This window comes from Pseudomonas sp. KCJK8993 (genome assembly GCF_046230915.1).
Lineage (GTDB): Bacteria > Pseudomonadota > Gammaproteobacteria > Pseudomonadales > Pseudomonadaceae > Aquipseudomonas > Aquipseudomonas piscis.
On record NZ_JBJJLO010000003.1, the window covers coordinates 62,065 to 84,552 of the forward strand.

A 22,488-nucleotide genomic window follows, 5' to 3' on the forward strand; every position below is an offset into this window, starting at 1 on the left:
ATACCAGTTTTTGAGAGGATTTTTACAATGCCTTAGAGCATGTTTGATAATTATGAGTTTGTCTCTCTTAGAATGACTGGGCGGCTCATTTATTTTGGAAAGTATGCACGCATCCTGATGGAGGGTGCGAAAGAAAGACAGTTGAATTCGGGCTGGGACGGGATTCTTGGCAATGTTTATACCCTCAACGGAAATGACTGGACTCCCATTGGAACCATCAGCAACCCGTATCTGGCTGTGGTCAGAAGCAGTGAGCAGATTGCCGAGTGGAAAAAACAGGGTTTAAGTGACGAAAAAATTCGTGAGCTATCTCTTAAGGACGGTGTTATCAGTTCGGTCCTGGCTCCCGTAGATGTTAATGGTGTCACGAACCTACTAAATAATGGCGCCTCGAAGGAGGAGCTCGTCCGGTTTGCCATGCTTGCCGCTTTTGGCAGGGCGACCAGTGGTAGCAGTAAGCTTTCAAAGGTTACAGACGGATCGAGTGGATCTGGGGGGCACGCAGCAAAAGGAGGCTCTCCGGGAACTGTTACGTACTTTAGGGTTGAGGGCGGTGGATCTGGTACGAAGACCAGTCAGAACCGCATTATTGCCAATGAAGATGGAACCATCACCATCACCCCAGGCTGCGCAGGGCAAATTTGCGTAAGTGTTGGCAATGCTGATCATGCTACGTACTACTTGACGAACAAGCGACCTGATGGCTCTGTGATAGTTTTTGACGTTGATGCTGGCCTTCATAAGGAAATTATGGAAAAGGTGATACCTCAAAGGCCGGTTCCTGGTATTCCAAGAAACCCTGATGCACCAGAAAGAGTAGATCCGGGTCAGCCAGGTTACTCGCTGGAGTTACCTAAGGTTTGGGAATCGCTGCTCGAAAAAATTCGAGTAATGCGCGTGTTTATACCCAAGATGAATTTCTTAAGGCATTCGGGAAATGACATTAAATCAATCTATTTTCGATGATCTCTGGAGTGGCGAAAAAAGTGTCTGCTTTTTTGTTCATTTGGGGAGATGTTTTTGGATTGTGGATGAAAAATATAATTTCTGTCTTGATGCGGAAAAAGATTATCGTGCTTACCTCGAAAATGGGGATATCACCCAAGAACAGTATGATCTTGCTTGTAAGGAGTTTAGAAGGGGCGTTCTGAGGATGAGTGCGGATAATTTTCCGCAGTATTTATATGACTCAAATGAAAAAATTCTATCTCCGTTTGAGCTTGATGGATTTATTGGGGCTGATGCAGAGCTTTTTAAAAAAGTTGAGATGTACTATTTGACGGGTGAAGTATTGAGTTTTTCTGAATTTGAATGTGCAAGTTTTATTTTTTCACGGCTTCCGAAGTTTTATATAAATTTTGACCGAAAAATATATATGCATCTGGACTATGGGCGCTCTCACGAAGACCTTGCTTATTCAGATTGGACCTCCGAATGTGCAGACTTTAGTTTTTTAATTCCTGATAACGAGCGATACTGGGTAAAGGCAGGTAATGACTATTGGAAACTTCGGTTTTTACAACAATTATAGAAAATTGAACGCCTTAAGATTGTTTAAAGTCAAGGTTGATTGGCGTCTATCTCGCTTTACCTTCCGCAATGCTTTTCTGGCACGACTAGTACCGTGTAGTTGTGCATGAAGCTTTCAGTGTAGTAGGAGCAAAACTGAATAAGTTGCTCTCCAACTCCATCAGTTCCGCCATAGAATAATTCAGAAACTATCAAAGGAGGAGCTCATCCGGTTTGCCATGATTGCTGCTTTTGACAGGGCGGCCAGTGGTAGCAGTAAGCTTTCAAAGGTTATAGACGGATCGAGTGGATCAGGGGGGCAAGCGACAAAAGGGACACAAACCGTAGAAACCGCCTTGCAAGTCCCTGGTAGAGTACAAAGCCGGGTAAATCTAAGGAACGGAAGCCAGGCAGAGGGCGCCGGCTGGAATCATCTGACAAATGAGCACTATTCACTAACAAAAAACAAAAGTCAGTTTACTGTTCCGCAAGAGGAACTACGTCAAATTTTGCAAAGTAAAGAGGTTATTAACACACCAATAACTAAGATTCTGCCGAGTGCTGATGGACCTCGATATGTACGTGAGGTTGACTTGGGGGAAGTATTGGGTCTGATAAGTTTAATAACTTCTCTCCGACATCTAAAATGAGCGTGCTGACGGATGGGGCAGGAAATTTGGTTTCCGCATTCCCAGGAGTGATCAAATGAAATTTGTAGGGAGTGCTGCTGAGAAGGAAATTAGAGCGACTCTCATTTCGTCAGCAGCATATATATTCGAAAATATATTTGTTCTGAAGTTTCTTGAGCGAGTGTTTGGCTCTTTATCGTCTGCTTATGTGCTAAGCCATACTCCCGACCAAGGTGAGGATTTTTATGTGTTTCTAGTAAATTGCTCTGCTGTAGTTAAATTTGAGCTTTCTCGGGGTAATGCTGATGCCGAGCCTGAAAATTTTCCATTGTTGATATTAATAGTTATAAAAAATTAGTTCGGGGGCGTCATGCTCAGTTGAAGTTAGCTGTTGCGATAGAATTGGCAGCGGGAAAATAAGCTAGGTTTAGCGCTGCAAAAGGAACTGTTCAAGAAGCGGGAGCCTTAGTCAGTGCATAAAAGGCGGCTTTGGAGCGTATAGGGAGCAACCCGAAGGGACCTGATTTAACGAGTAAGGCGCCGGGTACGGTACTTGAGCAGCAGGCGGCAAAAGGAACTGCAACGGTTAGAAGTGAGTGGACTCCTGTATTTAAGGATGCTGATACAGGCTTAAATACAATTAATCCCGTTGTCTCCAACAATAGAGGCAGGATTCAGGGGCTGGGTCTTGATCCAGACAAAGGAAAGTTTGTGTTGCATGAAAGTCAGGTGGTAGTTCAGTTGGAGAAGTCCTTGAGTGGGCCCTGAAAAGGGTTGACCCACTGATAGTGTCAGGACAGAAGAACCCCGATTTCGTGTTTGTTGATGGGCCTTATGCAAGAAAGACTGTGGACTTTATGTGGACTGATGGCACAAGGTCTGCTCAGATAAATAAATTCTTCTCAAATAATGCCTCTCAAAATCAGAAGTAACTAGTTGATCGCATTGGGAAGGCAGACATTGTTCCGCTGGACTATAGGAATTTAACCCCTGCTAACCAAAGCATGGTTAATTTATGGATAAAGAATCTTATTCCTGAACAGCAGAGCAAGATTCTTATTTTGAGGTGACCCATGGGTATGTATATTTCTATAGGTGAAGATACTGGCTGGTCTGCTTCTGGCGGGGTTTTTGATTGCATTGTTGAAGCGACAAGAAAGCTGTTCAAAGATGATGAGCAGTGTTGCCTGAAATCAATGTATACGCCGCTTGATGAACAGGGACAAAGTTTCATTGTCTTGGATTATGTTGATGAGAATTGCTTTAACCTGTTTTATTCATATTGCAAGAAAGCAATGGATGATTTTTCTCTTTCGGAGAGAGCGGAGCTTATTACAGAGAGTCGCGTTCCTGGAGTTTTATTTGGGTGGTCTGAAGTTTTAAGGATTATGCGAGAGGACCCTCGATACCAAGAGCTTTTATAAAACTAGCCCCAGTACTGCCGAGGCAATTTATTTTCACAACGGTGTAATTACCAAGCAGCCCTTCAATACTCTGGATTGGGAGCTGCAGAGGATACGAGTCTACTATCTATGCTTGGTAGTATGGTGGGGGATTCTCAAAAGCATAAAGGTATTGTATGGCGAGAGATCCTAAAACAGGTTCTCTTGAACACTTCTTGTATTGCGCGATGGAGCATAGTGTTGGCGCTATTTTTTAATTGGTAAATAATAATGAAAACTCTAGGATTTCTGTATGAGAAATTCTTTTGCAAACCTATAGATGAAGACGGGGCTGTAGAGATAGCTGGATGGCTGGTGATCATTGATTTTAGGCTTTTTCTTATTCCTCTTGAATATTGTGATAACTATAAGTATGGCGAGAAAATTGAGTTTTTTGAGTCGGAGTTTATGCTCTCCATAGTGGATAAGATTCTTCCGTTATGAGGATGGGCAGTTTTATTTTGCATAAGGCAAAAGTTATAGGGTTATTGCTTGGGCCCAGCCCGCCTAAAATAAGCCAGTTAACCTTGTAAAGGGCCGTTTCTGAGCGAGTATAAGATTGGGTCGTCATCTGGCATAAAAATATACGAGTTGGTCTTTGGGAACCGCGAAAGGTAGAGCAAGTGAAGATGATATGCTATCGAATAACTGCAGGTTTACAGCTTCTGAGGGGCGTGTTTTGGGTTATATAGATAGCAGAGGTTTATATCTTTAGGGGAATCATCGGCTGGTCGAAGCCCAGGGAATATATAGAAATACAGGAGGCGCTTTATTTGTTGAGCTGTTGTTGAAAAATGACAGTTGCATTCAAACAGCTAGTGCGACTGCCGGGGCTAGATCTTTGCCGACGAGAAAGTGATGGTTTCATGAAAAAGAACTTAATATACGTTAGGATGTTATCTTTGGCTCTACCATATATAAGGAATATCCAGTCTTTGGGTGAGAGAGCAAAAGGCAAGGACCAGTCATGTTTTTTTGAGGCGGAGTTGGTGCACAACCTTACAAATAGTTTGTTGGATTCTGAATTTTCTGAGCATGGTATATGGTTTCTGAATTATCAAGCTAAGAGCTATTTGGAAAACTGTAGCGACCGGATATCGCCTAATTATCATGAGCACTTGAAAAGCATAAAGTCTCTTTTTGAGCTTGTTCCTGACGAACTTAGAGGTAAGTTGTTATGGGCTGGACCTGAAGATAGATGTTGAATGGTAATAGCTTGACTGGAAAAGAGAAGGGTTTGTTTTCCCTTACAACTGCGTCGCAACTGTCAGGTTATATATCGAAGGTAGACGGCAGGTTCAGAAGCAACTATCGGTTATCACTCCAACGCCGCCCGAGGTGGCGCTGACGACAATGCTCGACGAGCTGCAAACGCCCCATGCCGATCGCTGGCCTGGCGCGCCAGGCGGTTTACGCAGCAGGGCCCGCCATGGGGTATTCGCGTTCCTGGGGTAGCAGGCGCCGCGCCTCTTCCAGGTCGCCAGCCAGCACCCGCTCATGGATGCGATGCGCCAGCGGCGTGACGTCGCTGATGCGCTGGATCCACTGGTTCACGTACAAGCCCACCGCTTCCTGGCCAAGGCCGATCTGGATGGCCCGGTGTTCCTGGGGCCGCAGGTGCAGGTCGCGCTCCGGGTCCCACTGGATGCGCACCGGCGACTGGTCTTTCAACTGCAACCATTGCTCTTTGCTCAGCCCCTCCTCGGCATGGCTCGGGCAGCTGTGGGCCAGGGCCCATTCGAAGCCTTCGCGGCTGATGTCGATGGCCAGGATGCGGCTCTGCCCAGCGTCTTTGAAGCCCCAGCCGGCGCGATACATCATCCAGAGGAAGGAGGGCTTTATCCAGGTCATGCGCTCCATCTTGAACGGTGGCGAGACGAAGGTGCCATGGGCCAGCGCCGCATCGGCAATACTTGCCGAGTAGGCCTGGTAGACGCGCAGGGTATAGGCGTCGTAGACCGCCCGGATCTGGCGCAGGGGGATGTTGTCGGCCGTTGCAGGCATGGTGTTTCCTTGTGAAAACGGACGGCTGAGTGGCCGCCCGTGATGCGCTTGGTGCGCTGCGCCATGCACTGTTGCGCGGCATTTGTGTGCTGGTGCAGCAGGCGCAAGGGTATTCAGCGGGAATGCTGTACCGAAAGAATGTCGCCGGTCGCCGCGTCGATATCCACCCTGAACATCGCCTGGTCGCGTTGCCGGCTGAACATGCAGGTGAAGACGCTGGGCGAATCCTGCGGGAACTGTTCGAACCAGCTGTAGACCCCGGTTTCGAGTTGGCCATCGATCAGCAACTGGTCGGTAATCCGGATCTGTTGCTGGCGGTCGCCGGAAACCACGTAGAGGGTCGCGGCTATGCCCGTGTCGTCATCGTTCCACAGGATGGCGAGGTGTTGCCGATCCGGTACCACGATCGCCAGCAGGCCGCGGCTGTTGACCACGCTAAGGAGCTGTTCCTGCCAGCGCCAGCGTGCCTCGACGACCAGGCAAGGAGACCACCCGAGGGCGATCATCCGGTCCACCGTCATGTTTTCGTCGATGACCTTGCCGTCTTCCCGGATGCGTTCGAAATCACTGATCACAATTTTCACTCCACAGGCAGCACTTCAGGCGTGCCGACTATTTTCAGAAACCTCTCGTCGAGGAACTCCACTTGCTTCACCCCGCCCTTGTAGTTCTCCAGCGGACCGGTGATGCCACTGTGAATCTTTTGCGGGGCGGTGGTTTCGACGGTGATCACATGGGACACATCTGTCTTGAACCGATCGAGGATCACCAGTTTATCCCGGGCATAGGCCTGGCTGGGAATCGCATCGGGGGTGGCGAAGCCGCCGAAGGCCTTTTTGCCCTGCATGATGGCTTCGGCCTGGCCCTTGGCGACCACCATCTGGTATTGCGTTCCCGGTGGCACTATCTCGGTCTTGACCTGGGTTCCTTCCAGCCACGCTGGTAAGTCGCCCTTTTCGATCATCACCTTGTTGACCTCCGCGGCCGTGCGCACTTCCAGTACCTGCGACTGGTTGGCCAGGCGCGCGGCGTTGCGTTCCGCGCTCATCTTGGCCATTTTCGGCCCGGCGCCGAGCAGTGCCAGGCCGGCGATGCCCTGCAGCAGGTCACGGTAGCCCGGGCCGAGCCGGTCACCGATCTGTCCGAGCAATTCCATGCCGCCATAGATTGCAGCCCCCACCGCCACGGTGGTCAACAGGGCTGCCACGCCAGCCATGGCCGCCAGCACCAGGGCTCCTGCGGCAGCGACCAGGCCCAATGCCTCCAGGCCGGTATGCAGCCAACCCTCGATATCCAGCACGAACTCCACCCGCAGCGTCGGGCCGCCGATGAATGTGTTCTGGCTACCGGACTTGATGTGCGCCCCGCAGGTCATCTTGCTGGTCAGGCGCGCCGCCGGCTTGCCGTTGATGTACACGGTGGCGCTGCCTTCGGCGATGGTGACCGGGAACGGCCAGGGCGGATGCCCCAGGGGAAAGCCGCTACAGGAACTCGATACATCCTCACCGGCCCGCATGGCGTTGCGCAGGTTGACGAAGACGTTGGGGCTGCCTCTTATGAGCTCGCCGGTGGTTGGCTCGGGCAAATCGAAGATGGTCGACAGGCCTTTCACCAGCTGGAACATCGACAGGCCGCCAGCGGCGACCGAGCCCGCCAGGATTACCACCGCCAGGCCGCCCGTTGCGGCAGTTGCCGCGACGATGGCTGCACCGATGAGAGCCCCGGCGACCGCGCCGGCGATCATCGCCGCAACTCCGAATCCATGGGCGATTTCATCGCCAAACCGCGCTGCGGCCTGTACATCCATGCTGAGACTCCGCCCTGGGTGCGCCAAGCACCTTTTTGAGCTACTGATTGTCGTGAGCGGCGGATTATCGAAGAGCGGCCCGGGGGGCAGCAAGTCCTGGAAGTTACCCGGCATTCGCCAATGCCGCACACCGTCACACCGGCCAGGGCTCGCCGGGTGGGCAAGGCGTGCCAGCGAGCCAATGTCACAAGCCGCAGCAGGGGATGGCGGAAGATTCACGCCAATGATGAAACCCTGTTCGAAGAGCCCTCAGCGCCTGATTGCTGGCTTGAACTCAGTGTTCTGAGTGGTCGTGGCTGGAAAATTCCACTTTTTTTAATTTACAACCACCCCCGCACTCAAGCTCAATCTCCCACCGCGCCTTGCGTAAAGGGGCGCATTCATTCAAGCCGGCTATAGTCTGGTGCTCACCCCGTTTCCACCCGCAAAAAGGTGCTTTCGTATGTCTCGCTTTGCCTCCCGCAATACTTGGCTGGCCGCTGGTGCCGTGCTGTTGTGCCTGCAACTTCCCGTGCAGGCCCAGGAGCGTTTCACCCTGAATGTGCCCGGGGTGTCGGATGATCGGTTGTTCACCACCGGCAACGCCAGCGATGCCAAGGGCTGTGGCGGGCATAACAACTCCCCGGCGCTGAGCTGGACCGCAGGCCCTGCCGGGACCTTGAGCTACGCCATCGTCATGCACGATCCGGATGGCGCCAAGGGCCAGGGTGTCGATCACTGGGTGCACTACGGCATCAAGGCCAGCACCCGGCAGCTTCCGGCCGGCGCCGGCACCAAGCCGAACCTGGAAGGCCTGGCCGGTATCAACAGCCGCAACAGCACCACCTACATGGGGCCGTGCCCGCCGGTGGGCGACAGCGCTCATCACTACATCATCCAGATCTTCGCCCTGGACCTGCCCCCCGAGGCCTTGCCTGCCGGGCTGACCCGCGCCCAGCTGCTGGAGAAGATCAACGGCCATGTACTGCGCAACAGCAGCGTGGTGCGCCGCTACTCGCGCTGACGAAATTTTTTTCCGGGGGCTTAACCCGAATCGCCAAGGCGCTTCGTCTGAAGAGGGGAATGGATCATTTCTTCCCCGAGGTCAGCCCCCATGTCTCTTCCTCTGCATTTCCTTCGCCCGGCCACCCAGGGTTTCGCCATCGCTGGCCTGCTGCTGGCGATTGCCGGTTGCGGCGTGTCGTCCAAGCCTGATGCCACTGCGGAGGCTGTGGCCCAGGGCGCCCTGCAGGCGGCGCCTGAGGCCCAGTACGAGAGGCTGCGTGCCGATACGTCCCTGGCCAAGCGCGGCCTGCGCCCGGTATCGATGATCGCGCCCATGCCGGCCCCGGCAGAGTACCGCGAGTCATTCCAGGCCTACCGGGACGAGCCGCGCGAGCAATACCAGGCCCTGCCGGACAACCCGATCCACAGCGTGGCCGAGGCCCCGGTATCGACCTTCAGCGTCGACGTGGACACCGGTGCCTACGCCAACGTCCGCCGCTTGCTCAACCAGGGCAGCCTGCCGCCCGAAGGCGCGGTGCGCCTGGAAGAACTGGTCAACTACTTCCCCTACGACTACGCCTTGCCCAGCGATGGCTCGCCCTTCGGCGTGACCACCGAGCTGGCGCCCACGCCGTGGAACCCCCATACCCGCTTGCTGCGCATCGGCATCAAGGCTTCGGATCGCGCGGTGGCCCAGTTGGCCCCGGCCAACCTGGTGTTCCTGGTGGATGTCTCCGGCTCCATGGACCGCCGCGAAGGCCTGCCCCTGGTCAAGAGCACCCTCAAGCTGCTGGTGGACCAACTGCGCGACCAGGACCGGGTATCGCTGGTGGTCTATGCCGGCGAGTCGCGGGTGGTGCTGGAGCCCACCTCCGGCCGCGACAAGGCCAAGATCCGCAACGCCATCGACCAGCTCACCGCCGGAGGTTCCACCGCCGGTGCCTCGGGGATCGAGCTGGCCTACCAGATGGCCCGGCAGGGCTTCATCGACAAGGGCATCAACCGCATCCTGCTGGCCACCGACGGCGACTTCAACGTCGGGGTCAGCGACTTCGACAGCCTCAAGGCCATGGCGGCGCAGAAGCGCAAGAGCGGCGTCTCCCTCACCACCCTGGGTTTTGGCGTGGATAACTACAACGAGCACCTGATGGAACAGCTGGCCGACGCCGGCGATGGCAACTACGCCTACATCGACAACCTGCGCGAGGCGCGCAAGGTGCTGGTGGACCAGCTCAGCTCGACCCTGGCGGTGGTGGCCAAGGACGTGAAGCTGCAAGTGGAATTCAACCCGGCCCAGGTCAGCGAATACCGCCTGCTGGGCTATGAGAACCGGGCGCTCAAGCGTGAAGACTTCAGCAACGACAAGGTCGATGCCGGGGAAATCGGCTCGGGGCATACCGTCACGGCGCTGTATGAAGTTGTCCCGGTGGGCGAGAAGGGCTGGCTGGAGCCGCTGCGTTATGGCCAGGCCAAGACGTCCGCCACCAGCGGCAAGGCCGATGAGCTGGCTATGCTGCGGGTGCGCTACAAGGCGCCGGAAGGGGGCAGCAGCCGGTTGATCGAGCGGCCGATCAGCACCCAGCAGCCGACGGAACTGGCCAAGGCCAGCCCCGACTTGCGGTTTGCCGCCGCCGTGGCGGCGTTCTCCCAGCAGCTCAAGGACGGTCGCTACACCGCGGATTTCAGCCTGGCCGACACCGCCAAGTTGGCCCGGGGCGCCAAGGGCGATGACCCCTACGGGTTGCGTGGTGAGTTCGTACAGCTGGTGGAGCTGGCGCAAAGCCTGCAAACTCAAGCCCCCAAAGACCAGGCGGCCGATGCGACGGGCCAGCATGCCGTGCAAAGCCGCCTTGAGTAGAGCCATGACGAGCAGTGAACAGGAGTTCCAGCGCCCTATGTCTGCTCCCCATCCGTCCCCCGACGCCAGCAGCGACGAAGCGCTGCTGGCGCGTTATCGTGCTGGCGAAAGTGCGGCCTTCGAGCTGTTGTACCAGCGCCATCGCCAGGGCCTGTACCGCTTCCTGCTCGGCTTGTCCGGCAAGGCGGAGCTGGCCGAAGAGGTCTACCAGGAAACCTGGCTCAGCCTGATCCGCAGCACCAGCGGGCCAGCGGGTCGGGCCAGCTTCCGCACCTGGCTGTACCAGATTGCCCGCAATCGGCTGATCGACCACTGGCGCAAGCACGGCGTGCGCAACCCGCTGCACGACAGCTATGACGAACAGCTGCATGCCGAGGCTGACCAGGCCCCCGGGCCCGAGCAGCAATTGAGCCTGTGCCGCGACCGGCAGCGCATCGAGGCGGCCCTGCAAGACCTGCCCGAAGACCAGCGCGAAGTATTCCTGCTGCGGGCCCACGGCGAACTGGAATTGCCGCAGATCGCCAGTCTGACCCAGGCACCCTTGGAGACGGTGAAGAGCCGTTTCCGTTATGCGCTGAAAAAACTGCGTCGGCTCCTGGCCGAGGAGGTACTCACATGACTGACGCCCGACAGACTCCATCCACCGAGGAGCAGATGCTGGCCCATGTGCGCGAGCACAGCGCCATGGAGCCACCGGCCCATCTCGATGCCCTGATCCTGGCTGCTGCCCGCCGCGAGGCTCCCGCCTCCCGTGCCGGGTGGTGGCAGCGCTGGCTGCAGGCCTGCCAGCGTCCGCGTTACCAGGTGGCCTTTGCCAGCCTGTTCGGCGTGGCCTTGATCATCGGTATGGTGCAGCGCACTCCGGAGCAGTACCCGACCCAGGTCTTCGCCCCGGCGCGAGCCCCGGCCCCTGCGGCAGCCAAGGCCAGGCCCCGGACCATGGAACAGGCCGAGATGGCCCCGGCCCCCGCTCCGGAACCGGCACCGGCCGAGGTATCCGGTGCCCTGAGCGCTCCCGCCCCGGCGGCGCCCACCAGCAGCTTCGCCATGGCGCCGCACATGGACCGGCTCGAGGAACGGCTCGCGCAATCGGACGTCCCCACCGAGGCCCATGCATCGCACCTGGCCAAGCGCATGGCCGCGACGCTCGGCCCGAGCCCCGGCGAGCGGCTGGACCCGGTGTTGAAGGAGGTGGTGCGCCTGTGGGACAGCGGCCACAACCGCGAGGCGGCCGAGCTGTTGCTCAAGCTCTACGCCGCCTACCCGGACGAGGACCTGGACGGCCGCTTGCACGCCTTGCGTCGGCGGTGAGGCACAAGGATTGGCCCTCAAGGCGGAAAACGCGCACTATCGTGGCCGTTTCCAGAACTTGAGAGGCCGTCCATGGCACCTCGCATCGACCGCATTGCGGCAATGTTGAACTGCCCGATCAAGGGCGCACAGATCCGTCAGGCCATCAAGGAGAGTCGCAAGGACTTCGACCTTGAACAGGCCGAAGAGGACGATGCCGAAGCGCTGGCGCCGCAGGCCCAGGCAGACCCGCCGAAGGCCGACGAGGCTCCATGAGCCCGGCGGCCTGATCCGTCAGGCGTAAGGCGTGGCGGGCAGGTCGAGGAACTCGGCGCAGGCGCCGTCCGCGCTCATGCGCCGGGCCCGCTCCGGCAGCAGCCGATGGTGGTTTTCCACTTGCCAGCGATACCAGCCCAGGCGTTGGACGATCCGCCGCTTGCAGGCCGGCGGCAGTTGCCCCAGCAGGTCGGCGCTGCCAGGCGCCAGGCGGGCTCGGGTCGAGTAGTAGTTGAACAGGTTTTCCCGCAGGCCGAAGCAGTCTTCCAGGGTGTGCTCGATGCTGTAGGCGTACAGCTCGAAGCTGGCACTGAGCTGCTGCGCGCCGTCGGCGTTGTCGCGCAGGTAGCTGAAGATTCCCGGCCAGTTGATGCAGTACAGGTGCTCATCCCAATCGCCGTCCCGGGTCAGGTACTGGCCCTGGCCACGAAAGAACTGCAGCACTTCCTGGCGCTCCAGCGCCTCTTCAAAGTGGCTTTTCATCGTGTGTTCCCTTGACCTGGGCAATGCTCACAGATAGCGCCACGCATTCGATCACGCTGTCGAAGCCGATCTCCAGGCGCACGTAGTAACCGGGGTTCAAGCGCGTGAGCTGGGTGCGCATGGGCCCATCGAAGCGTGTGCCGCTCATGGCCAGCTCGCTGATGCCCAGGATCTCCAGCACCAAGCGGCAATGGCTTGGCCCTGGCGAGCTGTTCCAGCTGGCGGGCAGCAGTTGGCGGGGCAGCTCCCCGGACAGGGCCAGGTGCAGTCGCTCGCCGTGGAACTGTGGGCCGGGCGTCTGCAGTTCGTAGGGCGTGGCGGCGAGGCCGAATTGCGCTTTCCAGGCCTCGGGGTTATCGACACTGAACAGCCAGTCGCGGCTGCCGCGATCGCGTTCGGCAATCTCCTGGCATTGCTTGAGCGAGGGCAGCTGCGCACGGGCCAGGTCGTCGTGCCACAGCTCGCGGGCAGCACGCAGCAGGCGCTGGAAAAAATCGCGGCTATCGATCACTTGCTCCGGCCAACCGCTGGGCCACTGCGGGTCCTCGTAGTCGTCCTCGGGCGGTTCCCAGACCTGCCCGAAGTCGTAGTGCTCATCCGCCACGGCCGCTTGCAGCGCCAGGACCCGCTGCTGTCGATGGCGGAAGTTCTCGCGCACATCGTCCCGCGCCAGGCAATAGCGGCGGATCAACTGCTCACGGTCGTCGGGATCATTGGGGTCATAGCGGCTCAACTCGGCATCCAGCGCCTCGGGCATGCGGTAGCCGGTGAAACAGGCGATCCAGCGCTGCAAGGTTGGCTGGTACGGTTGGTCGAGCAAGGGGTGGCGCAGCATCGGGACCTCCTGTCCTGGGGGCGAGGAATGTAGCAAGTTGCCCACCGCCTGGGCAGGCCCGGCTGGCGATGCCCTTGTCGTCCGGTCTTGGCCGGGCCAACAAAAAAGCCCCGGGCCATGGGCCTGGGGCTTTCTCGTTGAAGCTGGCGCACTCGGCGGGATTCGAACCCACGACCCCTGCCTTCGGAGGGCAGTACTCTATCCAGCTGAGCTACGAGTGCAGTGCGGGCGACATCATACCTATGTCGACCCAAGGCGTCCACGCTGGTTTTCATGCGCGTGTGGTTGTCGGTCGCGATCCCCGGAAACCCCGGGGCTAGCGGTAGTTTTTCCCGCTGAATCGTCCTCGCGCGTCCGCGCACCCTGCAGCCATGTCCGTGCGATCACGGGGCACAGGGAGGTGCGGGGATGAACTGTTCCATGCAAGGGGAGCTGTCGGCGGCGTTGGCGGACCATCTGTTCGAGTCCAGTTGGCGGGCGGTGCTGCCCGGTTTGCAGCGCCGAGCCCGGCAACTGGCCCGAGGCAATGCCGATGGCGCCCAGGAATGGCTGGCCGCCACGGCGATCAAGGCCTTGCTGTTCTTTCGCCGGTCGCCGGAGCGGATCCGCGATCCCCAGGGTTTCCTGTTCCTGGTCCTGGAGCATGTGTTCCTCGACAGCTGCCGGCGGCGGACCCGGGAACAGCGCTTGTTCGTCGACCTGAGCGATGTCGAGCAAGACCCCTTGCAGCAACTGGAAGCCCCGCAGATCTCGGTGCTCGAGCATGTGGAACTGCAAGAAACCCTGGCCCAGCTCAGCCGACGGGTAGCCAGGTTACCCCTCAAGAAGCGCAGGCTGTTTGAACTGAAGTTCGTCCAGGATCTGCCCTACCCGCACATCGCCGCCGAGCTGGGCATCAACCAGCCCCTGGTCCGCAAGCATGTGCAGTTGCTGCGCGAGCAGCTGCGCTGAAGCTCGACGAGGATTCACAACAGGCACGCCGGAGCGTTTTCTTTCAATGAGCCTGTTTTCGACGCTGTAGCCGGCGCCGCCGCCCCTGCGGTGGGCCATTCCATCTAAGGAGAGATGTATGCCAGATCCCATGGTCAACTCGCAGATCACCGATGCCGTCACCCAGACCAACGTCAAGGTGGTGGCCGAGGCTCCCGCCCAGTCCATTGCTTCGCTGTACCAGGTGGCCAGTCATTCCGCGGGCTTGTCGTTGCAGAACGCGGTCAACAGCCAGCAGGCGCTGAACCAGATCTCCAACGCGGTGGTGTCCAAGGCCGTTGCCTTGATCATGGCGATCGGCGAGTAGGGCTGATGGCCCGGGAGAAGCGTCATGGCTTGGTTCAAAAAGAAAACCCCTCGTGCGGATGAAGTCGGTGCAACCCCCGATCCCGTGATAACGCAAGAGCCGGGTCCGCAAAAAGAGCCGGACCCGGCGCCGCAACCTGAACCGACCCCGCACGTTTCGCCGCCCACGGGCGGCGACAAAGTCTCGATCATGACGATGTTGAACGATCAGTTGCTCAAGAAGGCCAACAATCCGGATACCGGCAACACGGCTGCCTTGAACAGCCAGATCGTGCAGGCGGTGCAGTTCACCAATGCGGAGGCCTTCAGCTATGCCCCGGCGCAGATCGCCGTGCCTCCGGACATGATGATCAGCCAGGCGGCCGGCCTGGTGGCGCAGTCCGCCGCCGGATACTTCGATGGGGTCAGCAAGCTGGCCCTGGCGGCCCAGGCGGTGCTGATCAAGCAGATGACCGAAAACATCGTCAAGGAAAACGTCACCGGGGCCGCCGAGGATGCCCTCGGCGTGCTGGCCACCGACTTGATGGTGGGGGCGGCGGCGGCAGTGGCTGCCGCGGCCGGGGCCATGGAAGCCGACGCCGCGGCCGGGGCCATCGACAAGATCGACGCCAGCATCGCCAAGTACGCCGATACCCTGGCCAACCGTTCGGCATCCTGAACACCGCTCCCCGGGCGTACAAGTCGTCCGGGGAGTTTGTACTTGGGGCCCGCGTGGGCTCTTTTTCATCCCGGGCGCTGAAGTCCGACCAAGCCGACAGCCAGTGTTTCAGCGCCGTTCATCGACAAGGAGCATGAGATGGCGAATGAAGACCTTGATCCGCTGGCAACGATCCAGCGTTTTGCCGAAGCCTACCTGAACCGCCCGCTGACCCAGGTCGAGAGCCAGGTGCTCGATGCGTTCGTGCGCGACAAGCCCCTGGACTTTTCCGTGAGTGCCCAGCAGAGCGTCGAGCAGGCCCGCCGACGTGCCATGGAACTGATCCAGTCCGACAGTCAGCGCACCCGCAGCATTCTCGATCAGGTGACCAGCGCCAGGGCCAACGACAGGGCCGATCCCCAGGCCCGCGAATTGGTGCTCTCGCAGTTGCTGGCGGCCATCGCGGCCCAGGGCCAGGCGTCACCGCCCCCACCACCGGCGCCCGCCGGCCCGCTGGACGATCCGGCGCTCAAGGCGCTGATCCGCGACCTGGTACAGGCCGAGGTCAAGAGCGTGCTGGAAAAACAGCTGGCCGAACTCACGCGCAAGGTCGAGGAGGCACTCAAACAGGTGAGTCCGGCATCGCGCTGAACCGGCTCGAACCTGATGGCCGAGGCCGGTTCACAGTCTCCAGGCTGCCACGTTCACTCAATGACACGGAATGCTCCGTGTACCAAACAAAGGAAGTTGAGCCATGCCACTTGTAAATGAACAAATCACCGATGCCGTCACCCAGACCAACGTCAAGGTCGTCGCCGAAGCGCCGGCCATGGCAATGGGCACCATCTACCAATCCATGGCCCAGGCCACCGCGATCCTGTTCCAGAACTCGGTCTCGGCGCAGCAGCAGCAAAACACCCTGGCGCAGGCCGCGACCAACCAGGGCGTGATGCAGATCTACAGCGTCGACACCACCGCCGGTGCCGCGGCTACCGAGAAGGTCGCCCAGGGCGGGGTCGCCGACAACCTCACCAGCCTGCTGACGGTGCTCAAGTCCTTCCAGCCTTGAGGGCCTGACGGCTTAGTCCCGAGTTGATTCTTCCTGCTGAAAAAATGGAGTTTTTATGAGCACAGTTAGTCCGCAAATCACCGATGCCGTGACCCAGAGCAACGTCAAGGTCGTCGCCGAGGCCCCGGCTGTCTCCATGGGTACTGTCTACCAGTCCATGGGCCAGTCCGTGGCCATCCTGTTCCAGAACTCGGTCTCGGCGCAGCAGCAGCAAAACACCCTGGCGCAAGCCGCGACCAACCAGGGCGTGATGCAGATCTACACCGTCGATACCACCGCCGGTGCGGCCACTGCCGAGAAAGTCGCCCAGGGCGGCGTGGTCGACAACCTCGCCAGCCTGTTGACCGTGCTCAAGTCGCTCAACAGCTGATTGTCCCCCTGGCAACATGCCAGCGCCCCCGCTGCCAGCAGGCAGCGGGGGCGCTGTCTTTATGGCGTGGCGATGACGTTGATCCGAAAGTTTTCGCCTTGGGGACGTTTACGTTCTTTTTTTCGAACGGCCTATTGTCCTTTTACCCCCTTTGCTCCTAGGATTCGTTTGAGATTTCAAACGCTCTTGCCTGAATGTCCAGGCGCACGTCTATCCTTGTGTGCGACATTTTTCATGCTTCGACCCAGTGAACGATTTTCCTGACGGCAGCTTTGCCTCGGATCGTTGAATGCGCTGCCGCGCTCAATGGCCGACCAGGCGCCTTTTTTACAATCACAATTTGCCCCGCGTATGCGCGGTGCTGTTAAGGAAGCCGACATGCAGCTCAAAGACGCCCAGTTGTTCCGCCAACAAGCCTATATCGATGGTGCTTGGGTGGATGCGGACAGCGGCCAGACGATCAAGGTCAACAACCCCGCCACCGGTGAAATCCTCGGCACCGTGCCGAAGATGGGCGCCGCCGAAACCCGCCGCGCCATCGAGGCCGCCGACAAGGCCCTGCCGGCCTGGCGTGCCCTGACCGCCAAGGAGCGCGCCACCAAGCTGCGCCGCTGGTATGAGCTGCTGATCGAAAACCAGGACGACCTCGGTCGCCTGATGACCCTGGAGCAGGGCAAGCCACTGGCCGAGGCCAAGGGCGAGATCGCCTACGCGGCGTCCTTCATCGAGTGGTTCGCCGAAGAAGCCAAGCGCATCTACGGCGATGTGATCCCCGGCCACCAGCCCGACAAGCGCCTGATCGTGATCAAGCAGCCGATCGGCGTGACCGCGGCCATCACCCCGTGGAACTTCCCGGCGGCGATGATCACCCGTAAAGCCGGCCCGGCCCTGGCCGCCGGTTGCACCATGGTGATCAAGCCCGCTTCGCAAACCCCGTTCTCGGCTCTGGCCCTGGTTGAGCTGGCCCACCGTGCCGGCATCCCGAAGGGCGTGCTGAGCGTGGTCACCGGCAGCGCCGGCGACATCGGTGGCGAGCTGACCAGCAACCCGATCGTGCGCAAGCTGTCGTTCACCGGCTCCACCGAGATCGGTCGCCAACTGATGGCCGAATGCGCCAACGACATCAAGAAGGTGTCCCTGGAACTGGGCGGCAACGCGCCGTTCATCGTGTTCGACGACGCCGACCTGGATAAGGCGGTCGAGGGCGCGATCATTTCCAAGTACCGCAACAACGGCCAGACCTGCGTCTGCGCCAACCGCCTGTACATCCAGGATTCGGTCTACGACGCCTTCGCCGAGAAGCTCAAGGCCGCCGTGGCCAAGCTGAAGATCGGCAACGGCCTGGAAGAGGGCACCACCACCGGCCCGCTGATCGACGAAAAAGCCGTGGCCAAGGTCCAGGAACACATCAAGGATGCCCTGGACAAGGGCGCCACCCTGCTGGCCGGCGGCAAGCCCATGGAAGGCAACTTCTTCGAGCCGACCATCCTGGTCAACGTGCCCAAGGGCGCGGCCGTGGCCAAGGAAGAAACCTTCGGTCCGTTGGCGCCGCTGTTCCGCTTCAAGGACGAGGCCGAAGTCATCGCCATGTCCAACGACACCGAATTCGGCCTGGCCTCCTACTTCTATGCCCGCGACCTGGGGCGCGTGTTCCGTGTGGCCGAGGCCCTGGAATACGGCATGGTCGGGGTCAACACCGGCCTGATCTCCAACGAAGTGGCGCCGTTCGGCGGCATCAAGGCCTCGGGCCTGGGCCGCGAGGGTTCCAAGTACGGGATCGAGGATTACCTGGAAATCAAATACCTCTGCCTGGGTATCTGATCCGGTTTCAAGCGCGCGGGGCACGAGAGCGCTGTCCCCGCGCGCAGTTTTAAAACCGCACTATTCAAGGTGGCCCGGGACCACGGCGGCAGTCGATCATCGCATGCTGCCACCGTTGCCTCCCCGCCCCGCAACCCTTGAACCGCACCGCGGCCGCCGCGGTGAATGAGGACATTATGAGCAAGACCAACGCATCCCTGATGAAACGCCGTGAAGCCGCCGTACCGCGTGGCGTGGGCCAGATCCACCCGATCTTCGCCGACAGCGCGAAGAACGCCAGCGTCATTGACGTCGAAGGCCGCGAGTTCATCGATTTCGCCGGCGGTATCGCCGTGCTCAACACCGGTCACGTGCACCCGAAAGTCATCGCCGCGGTGACCGAGCAGTTGAACAAGCTGACCCACACCTGCTTCCAGGTCCTGGCCTACGAGCCCTACGTTGAGCTGTGCGAGAAAATCAACGCCAAGGTGCCAGGCGATTTCGCCAAGAAAACCCTGCTGGTGACCACCGGTTCCGAAGCCGTGGAAAACGCCGTGAAGATCGCTCGCGCCACCACTGGCCGTGCCGGCGTGATCGCCTTCTCCGGCGCCTACCACGGTCGCACCATGATGACCCTGGGCCTGACCGGCAAGGTCGTGCCGTACTCGGCCGGCATGGGCCTGATGCCAGGCGGCATCTTCCGCGCCCTGTACCCTAACGAGCTGCACGGCGTGAGCATCGACGACTCCATCGCCAGCATCGAGCGCATCTTCAAGAACGACGCCGAACCGCGTGACATCGCCGCGATCATCATCGAGCCGGTACAAGGCGAAGGCGGTTTCTACGTCGCGCCGAAGGAATTCATGAAGCGCCTGCGCGCCCTGTGCGACCAGCACGGCATCCTGTTGATCGCCGACGAAGTGCAGACCGGCGCTGGCCGTACCGGCACCTTCTTCGCCATGGAGCAGATGGGCGTCGCCGCCGACCTGACCACCTTCGCCAAGTCCATCGCCGGTGGTTTCCCGCTGGCTGGCGTATGCGGCAAGGCCGAGTACATGGACGCCATCGCCCCAGGCGGCCTGGGCGGCACCTACGCCGGTAGCCCGATCGCCTGCGCCGCGGCCCTGGCCGTGATGGAAGTGTTCGAGCAAGAGCACCTGCTGGACCGCTGCAAGGCCGTGGGCGAGCGCCTGGTGACCGGCCTCAAGGCCATCCAGGCCAAGCACCCGGCAGTGATCGGTGAAGTCCGTGCCCTGGGCGCGATGATCGCGGTCGAGCTGTTCGAGAACGGCGACAGCCACAAGCCGAACGCCGCCGCCGTGGCCCAGGTTGTGGCCAAGGCCCGTGACAAGGGCCTGATCCTGCTGTCCTGCGGCACCTACGGTAACGTCCTGCGGGTGCTGGTGCCGCTGACCGCGCCGGATGCGCAACTGGACAAGGGCCTGGCCATCATCGACGAGTGCTTCGCCGAGCTGTGATGCCCGCCTGAGCTGATCGATAAAAAAACCCGCTTCGGCGGGTTTTTTTCATTGCGCCGTGGTCTATAGGCGGATTTGCGCTGTATGGAAGCCTGCGCATTGACTAAGGTGCAAGGGATTGCCTAGGGAGCGTGCCGCATGACCGCTGTTGATCTACCTGCTGTACCCCGCGTGCTGATCGCCGAGGCCGATCCCTGGTCCCGCGACCTGCTCGAGCAAGTGCTGCTTAACGTGCGTTGCGATGCTCGCCTGGATCTGTGCGCCGATGGCCAGGAAGCCATGGACCTGCTCGATGCCAAGCCCTACGACCTGGTCATCGCCGACTGGGAACTGCCAGGCATCGACGGCCTTTCGCTGCTGCGTGCCATGCGCCAGCGCAAGCGCAACCCACCGCAGCCGTTCATCCTCCTCAGCGTGCGCAGCGATAGCGCCAGCGTGCGCGAGGCGCTGCCCCTGGCACCCACGGCCTACCTGACCAAGCCCCTGAACATGGAGGGCCTGACCCAGCGCCTGCAGGGCTTGCTGCTGGACGCTGGCCAGCAAGTGTCCTGCGAGGTTCCGAGCCTGGCGCCCGGTACGACCTTGTACAGCTTTCTCGAACATCGCCGCGAACTGGCCGATGGCGCACCCCTGCTGACCGACGTGCAACTGGCGATCAAGCGCAGCCTGCACCCCGAGGGCCTGGACCTGCGGCTGCTGGAAGAGGAAATCCGCACCGATCCGCAAGTCACCGCCGTGCTGATCGCCGCCGCCAACAGCGCCGCCCAGCACCATGGCGACGGCGTGCAGAGCCTGTCCCAGGCCCTGCAGCGGCTCGGCACCGGGCAGAGCATGAACCTGATTCTCGGCCTGACCCTCAAGCGCAGCGCCCGCCTCAGCGATCCGGCCCTGGCCGACTATGCCGAGCGCTACTGGGGGCTGTCGCTGCACACCGCGGAGTATGGCCGGACCCTGGCGCGCCTGTTGGACCTGGACCAGGAGCGTTGCTACTGCGCCGGCCTGCTGCACCGCTTGGGCGACCTGGCGTTGCTGCGCTGCCTGCAGGAGTGGAAGCAGGCCGGCGGCGAACTGGACGACCAGGAAGAGATCGGCGATGCCCTGGAGCGCTTTGGCGCCGCCTACGGTTCGGCCCTGCGCACCCGCTGGCGCATGCCCCTGGAACTGCGCGAGCTGATCGCCGCGGTCTACCAGCTCGGCGGTGGCGTCTATTCCCGCGAAGCCCTGGCGATGAACCTGGCGGGCCAACTGGCGCACCTGACACCCACCGAGGGTGTCGAGCAAGTGGCTCGGAGCAAGACCGCGCGGCTGCTGAAGATCGGCCTGCCGGAGCTGAGCCGCCTGCGCAAGGGTTGAGTGAAGTCAGTTGCCCATAAGCTCGAACAGCGCGAACCACCCATCGACCGTCTGGTCTTCGGCCAGGAAGGCCAGGTAGAAGAACGGCCAGGCGGCCAGCAGGTTCATCAGCTGCGCTGGATGCGGCCCAAGCTTGACAGCCAGGGCCAGCCCGAACACCACCAGGGCCACGCCGATCAGCAAGCACAACAGGCGCTTGCCCCGACAACCATTGCGTTTGCTGTTGATGCGCTTGAGCAACTGTTCTTCGTTCATCGGGCCGTGCGTCCGGCGCGGGCCGCCATTGCCATGGGGCCGCAGTCTAGCCCGGCCCGGACGGCGAATCAGCCACTGACGATGCGGTTCTTGCCCTGGCGCTTGGCCTCGTACATCGCCGCGTCGGCCCGGGCGAACAGGTTGTCCAGGCTCTCATCCTCCGGCAACAGACTGGTCAGGCCCTGGCTGACCGTGATGCTGAAGGCCTGGCCCTGGTGGCTGAAGTGCTGGCGCTGGATCTCCCGTTGCAGGCGTTCGGCCACCTGGTGCGCCATGTCGGCGGCGCAGCCGGGGAACAGCGCGGCGAATTCCTCGCCGCCGATACGCCCGAACAGGTCGCCCCGGCGCAGGGCGGCGCGTCCGCTCTCGGCGATGCGTTGCAGGACGATGTCGCCCTCGGGGTGGCCGTAGGTATCGTTGATCACCTTGAAATCATCGATGTCCAGCAACAGGAAGGACAGGGGCGTGCCTCGCAGTCGCGCCTGTTCGAACTCGCGATTGGCGCACTCGAAGAAATGCCGGCGGTTGCTGCTCTGGGTCAGCGCGTCGGTGGTGGCCAGGCGCTGCAACTCGCTCTCCAGTTGCTTCTTTTCGCTGATGTCCTCGGCGATCCCCACCACGATCAGGCGCTGTCCGGGTTCGGCATTGCGGTTGATGAAGCACTTGTCGCTGAGCCAGCGCACCTGGCCCGTGGCGTCGATGATGCGGTACTCGCGGTCTTCCACCGCGCCTTTTTCCACGACCTGGGCCAGGCTGCGCTCGGCGTATTCCAGGTCGTCGGGGTAGATGCTGTCGCGCCACTGGTTGTAGTCCGCCAGCAGCAGGCCGGCGGGGCGGCCGAAAATGCGCTCGTAGGCCGGGCTGACATACAGCACCTGGCGGCTTTCCCAGTCGAAGGCCCAAAGCACCGCGTTGACGCTGACCAGCAGCGAGTTGAACAGCTGCTCGCGCTCGGTCAGGCGGGCGACTTCGCCCTGGGCATGCATCAGGGCCATGAGGGTTTGCGCGGCCTCGGGCCACAGGGGAAGCGAAGATGGAATATCCGGATTCTTGTTGACCATCGGCACTGTTCTCGAAGGGTGTGCCGCGCGGTGTTCGACAGCGACTACAACC

The 22,488-nt window shown here is 60.1% G+C and carries 26 protein-coding genes, 1 tRNA gene and 1 pseudogene; 20 read left to right on the forward strand and 8 right to left on the reverse strand.

Features of this window, described 5'->3' with window-relative positions:
* Positions 1 to 39: 39 nt before the first annotated feature.
* The 6 genes and pseudogenes from ACK6AU_RS01980 (at position 40) to ACK6AU_RS02005 (ending at position 4,024) form a co-directional block, all read left to right on the forward strand.
* A complete protein-coding gene (locus ACK6AU_RS01980; protein ID WP_409297471.1) occupies positions 40 to 966 on the forward strand; it encodes a hypothetical protein in 927 nt (308 codons plus the stop codon).
* The gene (locus ACK6AU_RS01985) at positions 938 to 1,531 is read left to right on the forward strand and encodes a hypothetical protein (RefSeq protein ID WP_404696198.1); all 594 of its coding nucleotides are present in this window, start codon (positions 938 to 940) and stop codon (positions 1,529 to 1,531) included. Before ACK6AU_RS01980 ends, ACK6AU_RS01985 begins: the two co-directional genes overlap by 29 nt.
* A gap of 683 nt (positions 1,532 to 2,214) precedes the next feature.
* A complete protein-coding gene (locus ACK6AU_RS01990; RefSeq protein ID WP_409297474.1) occupies positions 2,215 to 2,496 on the forward strand; it encodes a hypothetical protein in 282 nt (93 codons plus the stop codon).
* A 406-nt stretch (positions 2,497 to 2,902) separates the two neighbouring features.
* Positions 2,903 to 3,208, forward strand: a pseudogene (locus tag ACK6AU_RS01995) (hypothetical protein).
* A 3-nt stretch (positions 3,209 to 3,211) separates the two neighbouring features.
* Complete coding sequence (locus ACK6AU_RS02000; RefSeq protein ID WP_409297476.1) at positions 3,212 to 3,562, forward strand: hypothetical protein; 351 nt, start codon at positions 3,212 to 3,214, stop codon at positions 3,560 to 3,562.
* Positions 3,563 to 3,811: 249 nt separating this feature from the next.
* The gene (locus tag ACK6AU_RS02005; RefSeq protein ID WP_409297478.1) at positions 3,812 to 4,024 is read left to right on the forward strand and encodes a hypothetical protein; all 213 of its coding nucleotides are present in this window, start codon (positions 3,812 to 3,814) and stop codon (positions 4,022 to 4,024) included.
* 966 nt (positions 4,025 to 4,990) lie between these two features.
* On the opposite strand, the gene ACK6AU_RS02010 is transcribed toward ACK6AU_RS02005, so the two are convergent.
* The 3 genes from ACK6AU_RS02010 to ACK6AU_RS02020 form a co-directional block, all read right to left on the reverse strand.
* Complete coding sequence (locus ACK6AU_RS02010; protein WP_409297480.1) at positions 4,991 to 5,584, reverse strand: DUF4291 domain-containing protein; 594 nt, start codon at positions 5,582 to 5,584, stop codon at positions 4,991 to 4,993.
* Between the two features lie 113 nt (positions 5,585 to 5,697).
* Entirely contained in the window at positions 5,698 to 6,159 is a 462-nt protein-coding gene (locus tag ACK6AU_RS02015; RefSeq protein ID WP_022643471.1) for a hypothetical protein, read from the reverse strand.
* Between the two features lie 5 nt (positions 6,160 to 6,164).
* Positions 6,165 to 7,391, reverse strand: coding sequence for a PAAR domain-containing protein (locus ACK6AU_RS02020; RefSeq protein ID WP_409297482.1), 1,227 nt, complete (start codon positions 7,389 to 7,391; stop codon positions 6,165 to 6,167).
* A 442-nt stretch (positions 7,392 to 7,833) separates the two neighbouring features.
* Between ACK6AU_RS02020 and ACK6AU_RS02025 the strand changes: the two genes are divergently transcribed.
* The 5 genes from ACK6AU_RS02025 to ACK6AU_RS02045 all read left to right on the forward strand — a co-directional run bounded on the left by ACK6AU_RS02025 (position 7,834) and on the right by ACK6AU_RS02045 (position 11,799).
* The gene (locus ACK6AU_RS02025) at positions 7,834 to 8,394 is read left to right on the forward strand and encodes a YbhB/YbcL family Raf kinase inhibitor-like protein (protein ID WP_185701654.1); all 561 of its coding nucleotides are present in this window, start codon (positions 7,834 to 7,836) and stop codon (positions 8,392 to 8,394) included.
* Positions 8,395 to 8,484: 90 nt separating this feature from the next.
* Complete coding sequence (locus tag ACK6AU_RS02030) at positions 8,485 to 10,233, forward strand: vWA domain-containing protein (protein ID WP_409297485.1); 1,749 nt, start codon at positions 8,485 to 8,487, stop codon at positions 10,231 to 10,233.
* Between the two features lie 37 nt (positions 10,234 to 10,270).
* Positions 10,271 to 10,852 (forward strand): RNA polymerase sigma factor, encoded by a 582-nt coding sequence (locus ACK6AU_RS02035; protein WP_185701684.1) that lies wholly within the window; start codon positions 10,271 to 10,273, stop codon positions 10,850 to 10,852.
* Positions 10,849 to 11,544, forward strand: a complete 696-nt coding sequence (locus ACK6AU_RS02040; RefSeq protein ID WP_409297487.1) for a hypothetical protein — start codon at positions 10,849 to 10,851, stop codon at positions 11,542 to 11,544. Before ACK6AU_RS02035 ends, ACK6AU_RS02040 begins: the two co-directional genes overlap by 4 nt.
* A 72-nt stretch (positions 11,545 to 11,616) precedes the next feature.
* Positions 11,617 to 11,799 carry a hypothetical protein gene (locus ACK6AU_RS02045; RefSeq protein ID WP_185701651.1) on the forward strand — a complete coding sequence of 61 codons (183 nt, stop codon included), beginning with the start codon at positions 11,617 to 11,619 and terminating at the stop codon, positions 11,797 to 11,799.
* Between the two features lie 18 nt (positions 11,800 to 11,817).
* Here ACK6AU_RS02045 and ACK6AU_RS02050 read toward each other — a convergent pair whose 3' ends face one another.
* The 3 genes from ACK6AU_RS02050 to ACK6AU_RS02060 all read right to left on the reverse strand — a co-directional run bounded on the left by ACK6AU_RS02050 (position 11,818) and on the right by ACK6AU_RS02060 (position 13,338).
* Complete coding sequence (locus ACK6AU_RS02050) at positions 11,818 to 12,282, reverse strand: hypothetical protein (RefSeq protein WP_409297489.1); 465 nt, start codon at positions 12,280 to 12,282, stop codon at positions 11,818 to 11,820.
* On the reverse strand, positions 12,266 to 13,117 hold the full coding sequence (locus ACK6AU_RS02055) for a hypothetical protein (protein ID WP_409297491.1): 852 nt from the start codon (positions 13,115 to 13,117) through the stop codon (positions 12,266 to 12,268). The genes ACK6AU_RS02050 and ACK6AU_RS02055 overlap by 17 nt, the downstream gene beginning before the upstream one ends.
* Positions 13,118 to 13,261: 144 nt before the next feature.
* Positions 13,262 to 13,338 (reverse strand) — tRNA-Arg (locus tag ACK6AU_RS02060).
* Between the two features lie 187 nt (positions 13,339 to 13,525).
* Here ACK6AU_RS02060 and ACK6AU_RS02065 point away from each other — a divergent pair.
* From ACK6AU_RS02065 to ACK6AU_RS02105, 9 genes are all read left to right on the forward strand, one after another.
* Positions 13,526 to 14,068: an RNA polymerase sigma factor gene (locus ACK6AU_RS02065; protein ID WP_260498102.1), complete on the forward strand. Its 543-nt coding sequence runs from the start codon at positions 13,526 to 13,528 to the stop codon at positions 14,066 to 14,068.
* Between the two features lie 118 nt (positions 14,069 to 14,186).
* On the forward strand, positions 14,187 to 14,414 hold the full coding sequence (locus tag ACK6AU_RS02070; protein ID WP_031321382.1) for a RebB family R body protein: 228 nt from the start codon (positions 14,187 to 14,189) through the stop codon (positions 14,412 to 14,414).
* A gap of 24 nt (positions 14,415 to 14,438) precedes the next feature.
* Positions 14,439 to 15,071, forward strand: coding sequence for a hypothetical protein (locus tag ACK6AU_RS02075; RefSeq protein ID WP_185701648.1), 633 nt, complete (start codon positions 14,439 to 14,441; stop codon positions 15,069 to 15,071).
* A 138-nt stretch (positions 15,072 to 15,209) separates the two neighbouring features.
* Complete coding sequence (locus tag ACK6AU_RS02080; RefSeq protein ID WP_185701647.1) at positions 15,210 to 15,701, forward strand: hypothetical protein; 492 nt, start codon at positions 15,210 to 15,212, stop codon at positions 15,699 to 15,701.
* 103 nt (positions 15,702 to 15,804) lie between these two features.
* Complete coding sequence (locus tag ACK6AU_RS02085; protein WP_409297494.1) at positions 15,805 to 16,119, forward strand: RebB family R body protein; 315 nt, start codon at positions 15,805 to 15,807, stop codon at positions 16,117 to 16,119.
* A 55-nt stretch (positions 16,120 to 16,174) separates the two neighbouring features.
* Positions 16,175 to 16,489, forward strand: coding sequence for a RebB family R body protein (locus tag ACK6AU_RS02090; protein WP_085598080.1), 315 nt, complete (start codon positions 16,175 to 16,177; stop codon positions 16,487 to 16,489).
* A gap of 378 nt (positions 16,490 to 16,867) precedes the next feature.
* Complete coding sequence (gene gabD / locus ACK6AU_RS02095) at positions 16,868 to 18,310, forward strand: NADP-dependent succinate-semialdehyde dehydrogenase (RefSeq protein ID WP_185701597.1); 1,443 nt, start codon at positions 16,868 to 16,870, stop codon at positions 18,308 to 18,310.
* 176 nt (positions 18,311 to 18,486) lie between these two features.
* Complete coding sequence (gene gabT, locus ACK6AU_RS02100) at positions 18,487 to 19,767, forward strand: 4-aminobutyrate--2-oxoglutarate transaminase (RefSeq protein WP_185701596.1); 1,281 nt, start codon at positions 18,487 to 18,489, stop codon at positions 19,765 to 19,767.
* A 138-nt stretch (positions 19,768 to 19,905) separates the two neighbouring features.
* Positions 19,906 to 21,120 carry a response regulator gene (locus ACK6AU_RS02105; RefSeq protein ID WP_185701595.1) on the forward strand — a complete coding sequence of 405 codons (1,215 nt, stop codon included), beginning with the start codon at positions 19,906 to 19,908 and terminating at the stop codon, positions 21,118 to 21,120.
* Between the two features lie 6 nt (positions 21,121 to 21,126).
* Here ACK6AU_RS02105 and ACK6AU_RS02110 read toward each other — a convergent pair whose 3' ends face one another.
* Positions 21,127 to 21,375, reverse strand: a complete 249-nt coding sequence (locus ACK6AU_RS02110; RefSeq protein WP_185701594.1) for a hypothetical protein — start codon at positions 21,373 to 21,375, stop codon at positions 21,127 to 21,129.
* A 68-nt stretch (positions 21,376 to 21,443) separates the two neighbouring features.
* Complete coding sequence (locus tag ACK6AU_RS02115; RefSeq protein ID WP_409297498.1) at positions 21,444 to 22,436, reverse strand: GGDEF domain-containing protein; 993 nt, start codon at positions 22,434 to 22,436, stop codon at positions 21,444 to 21,446.
* Between the last annotated feature and the right edge of the window lie 52 nt (positions 22,437 to 22,488).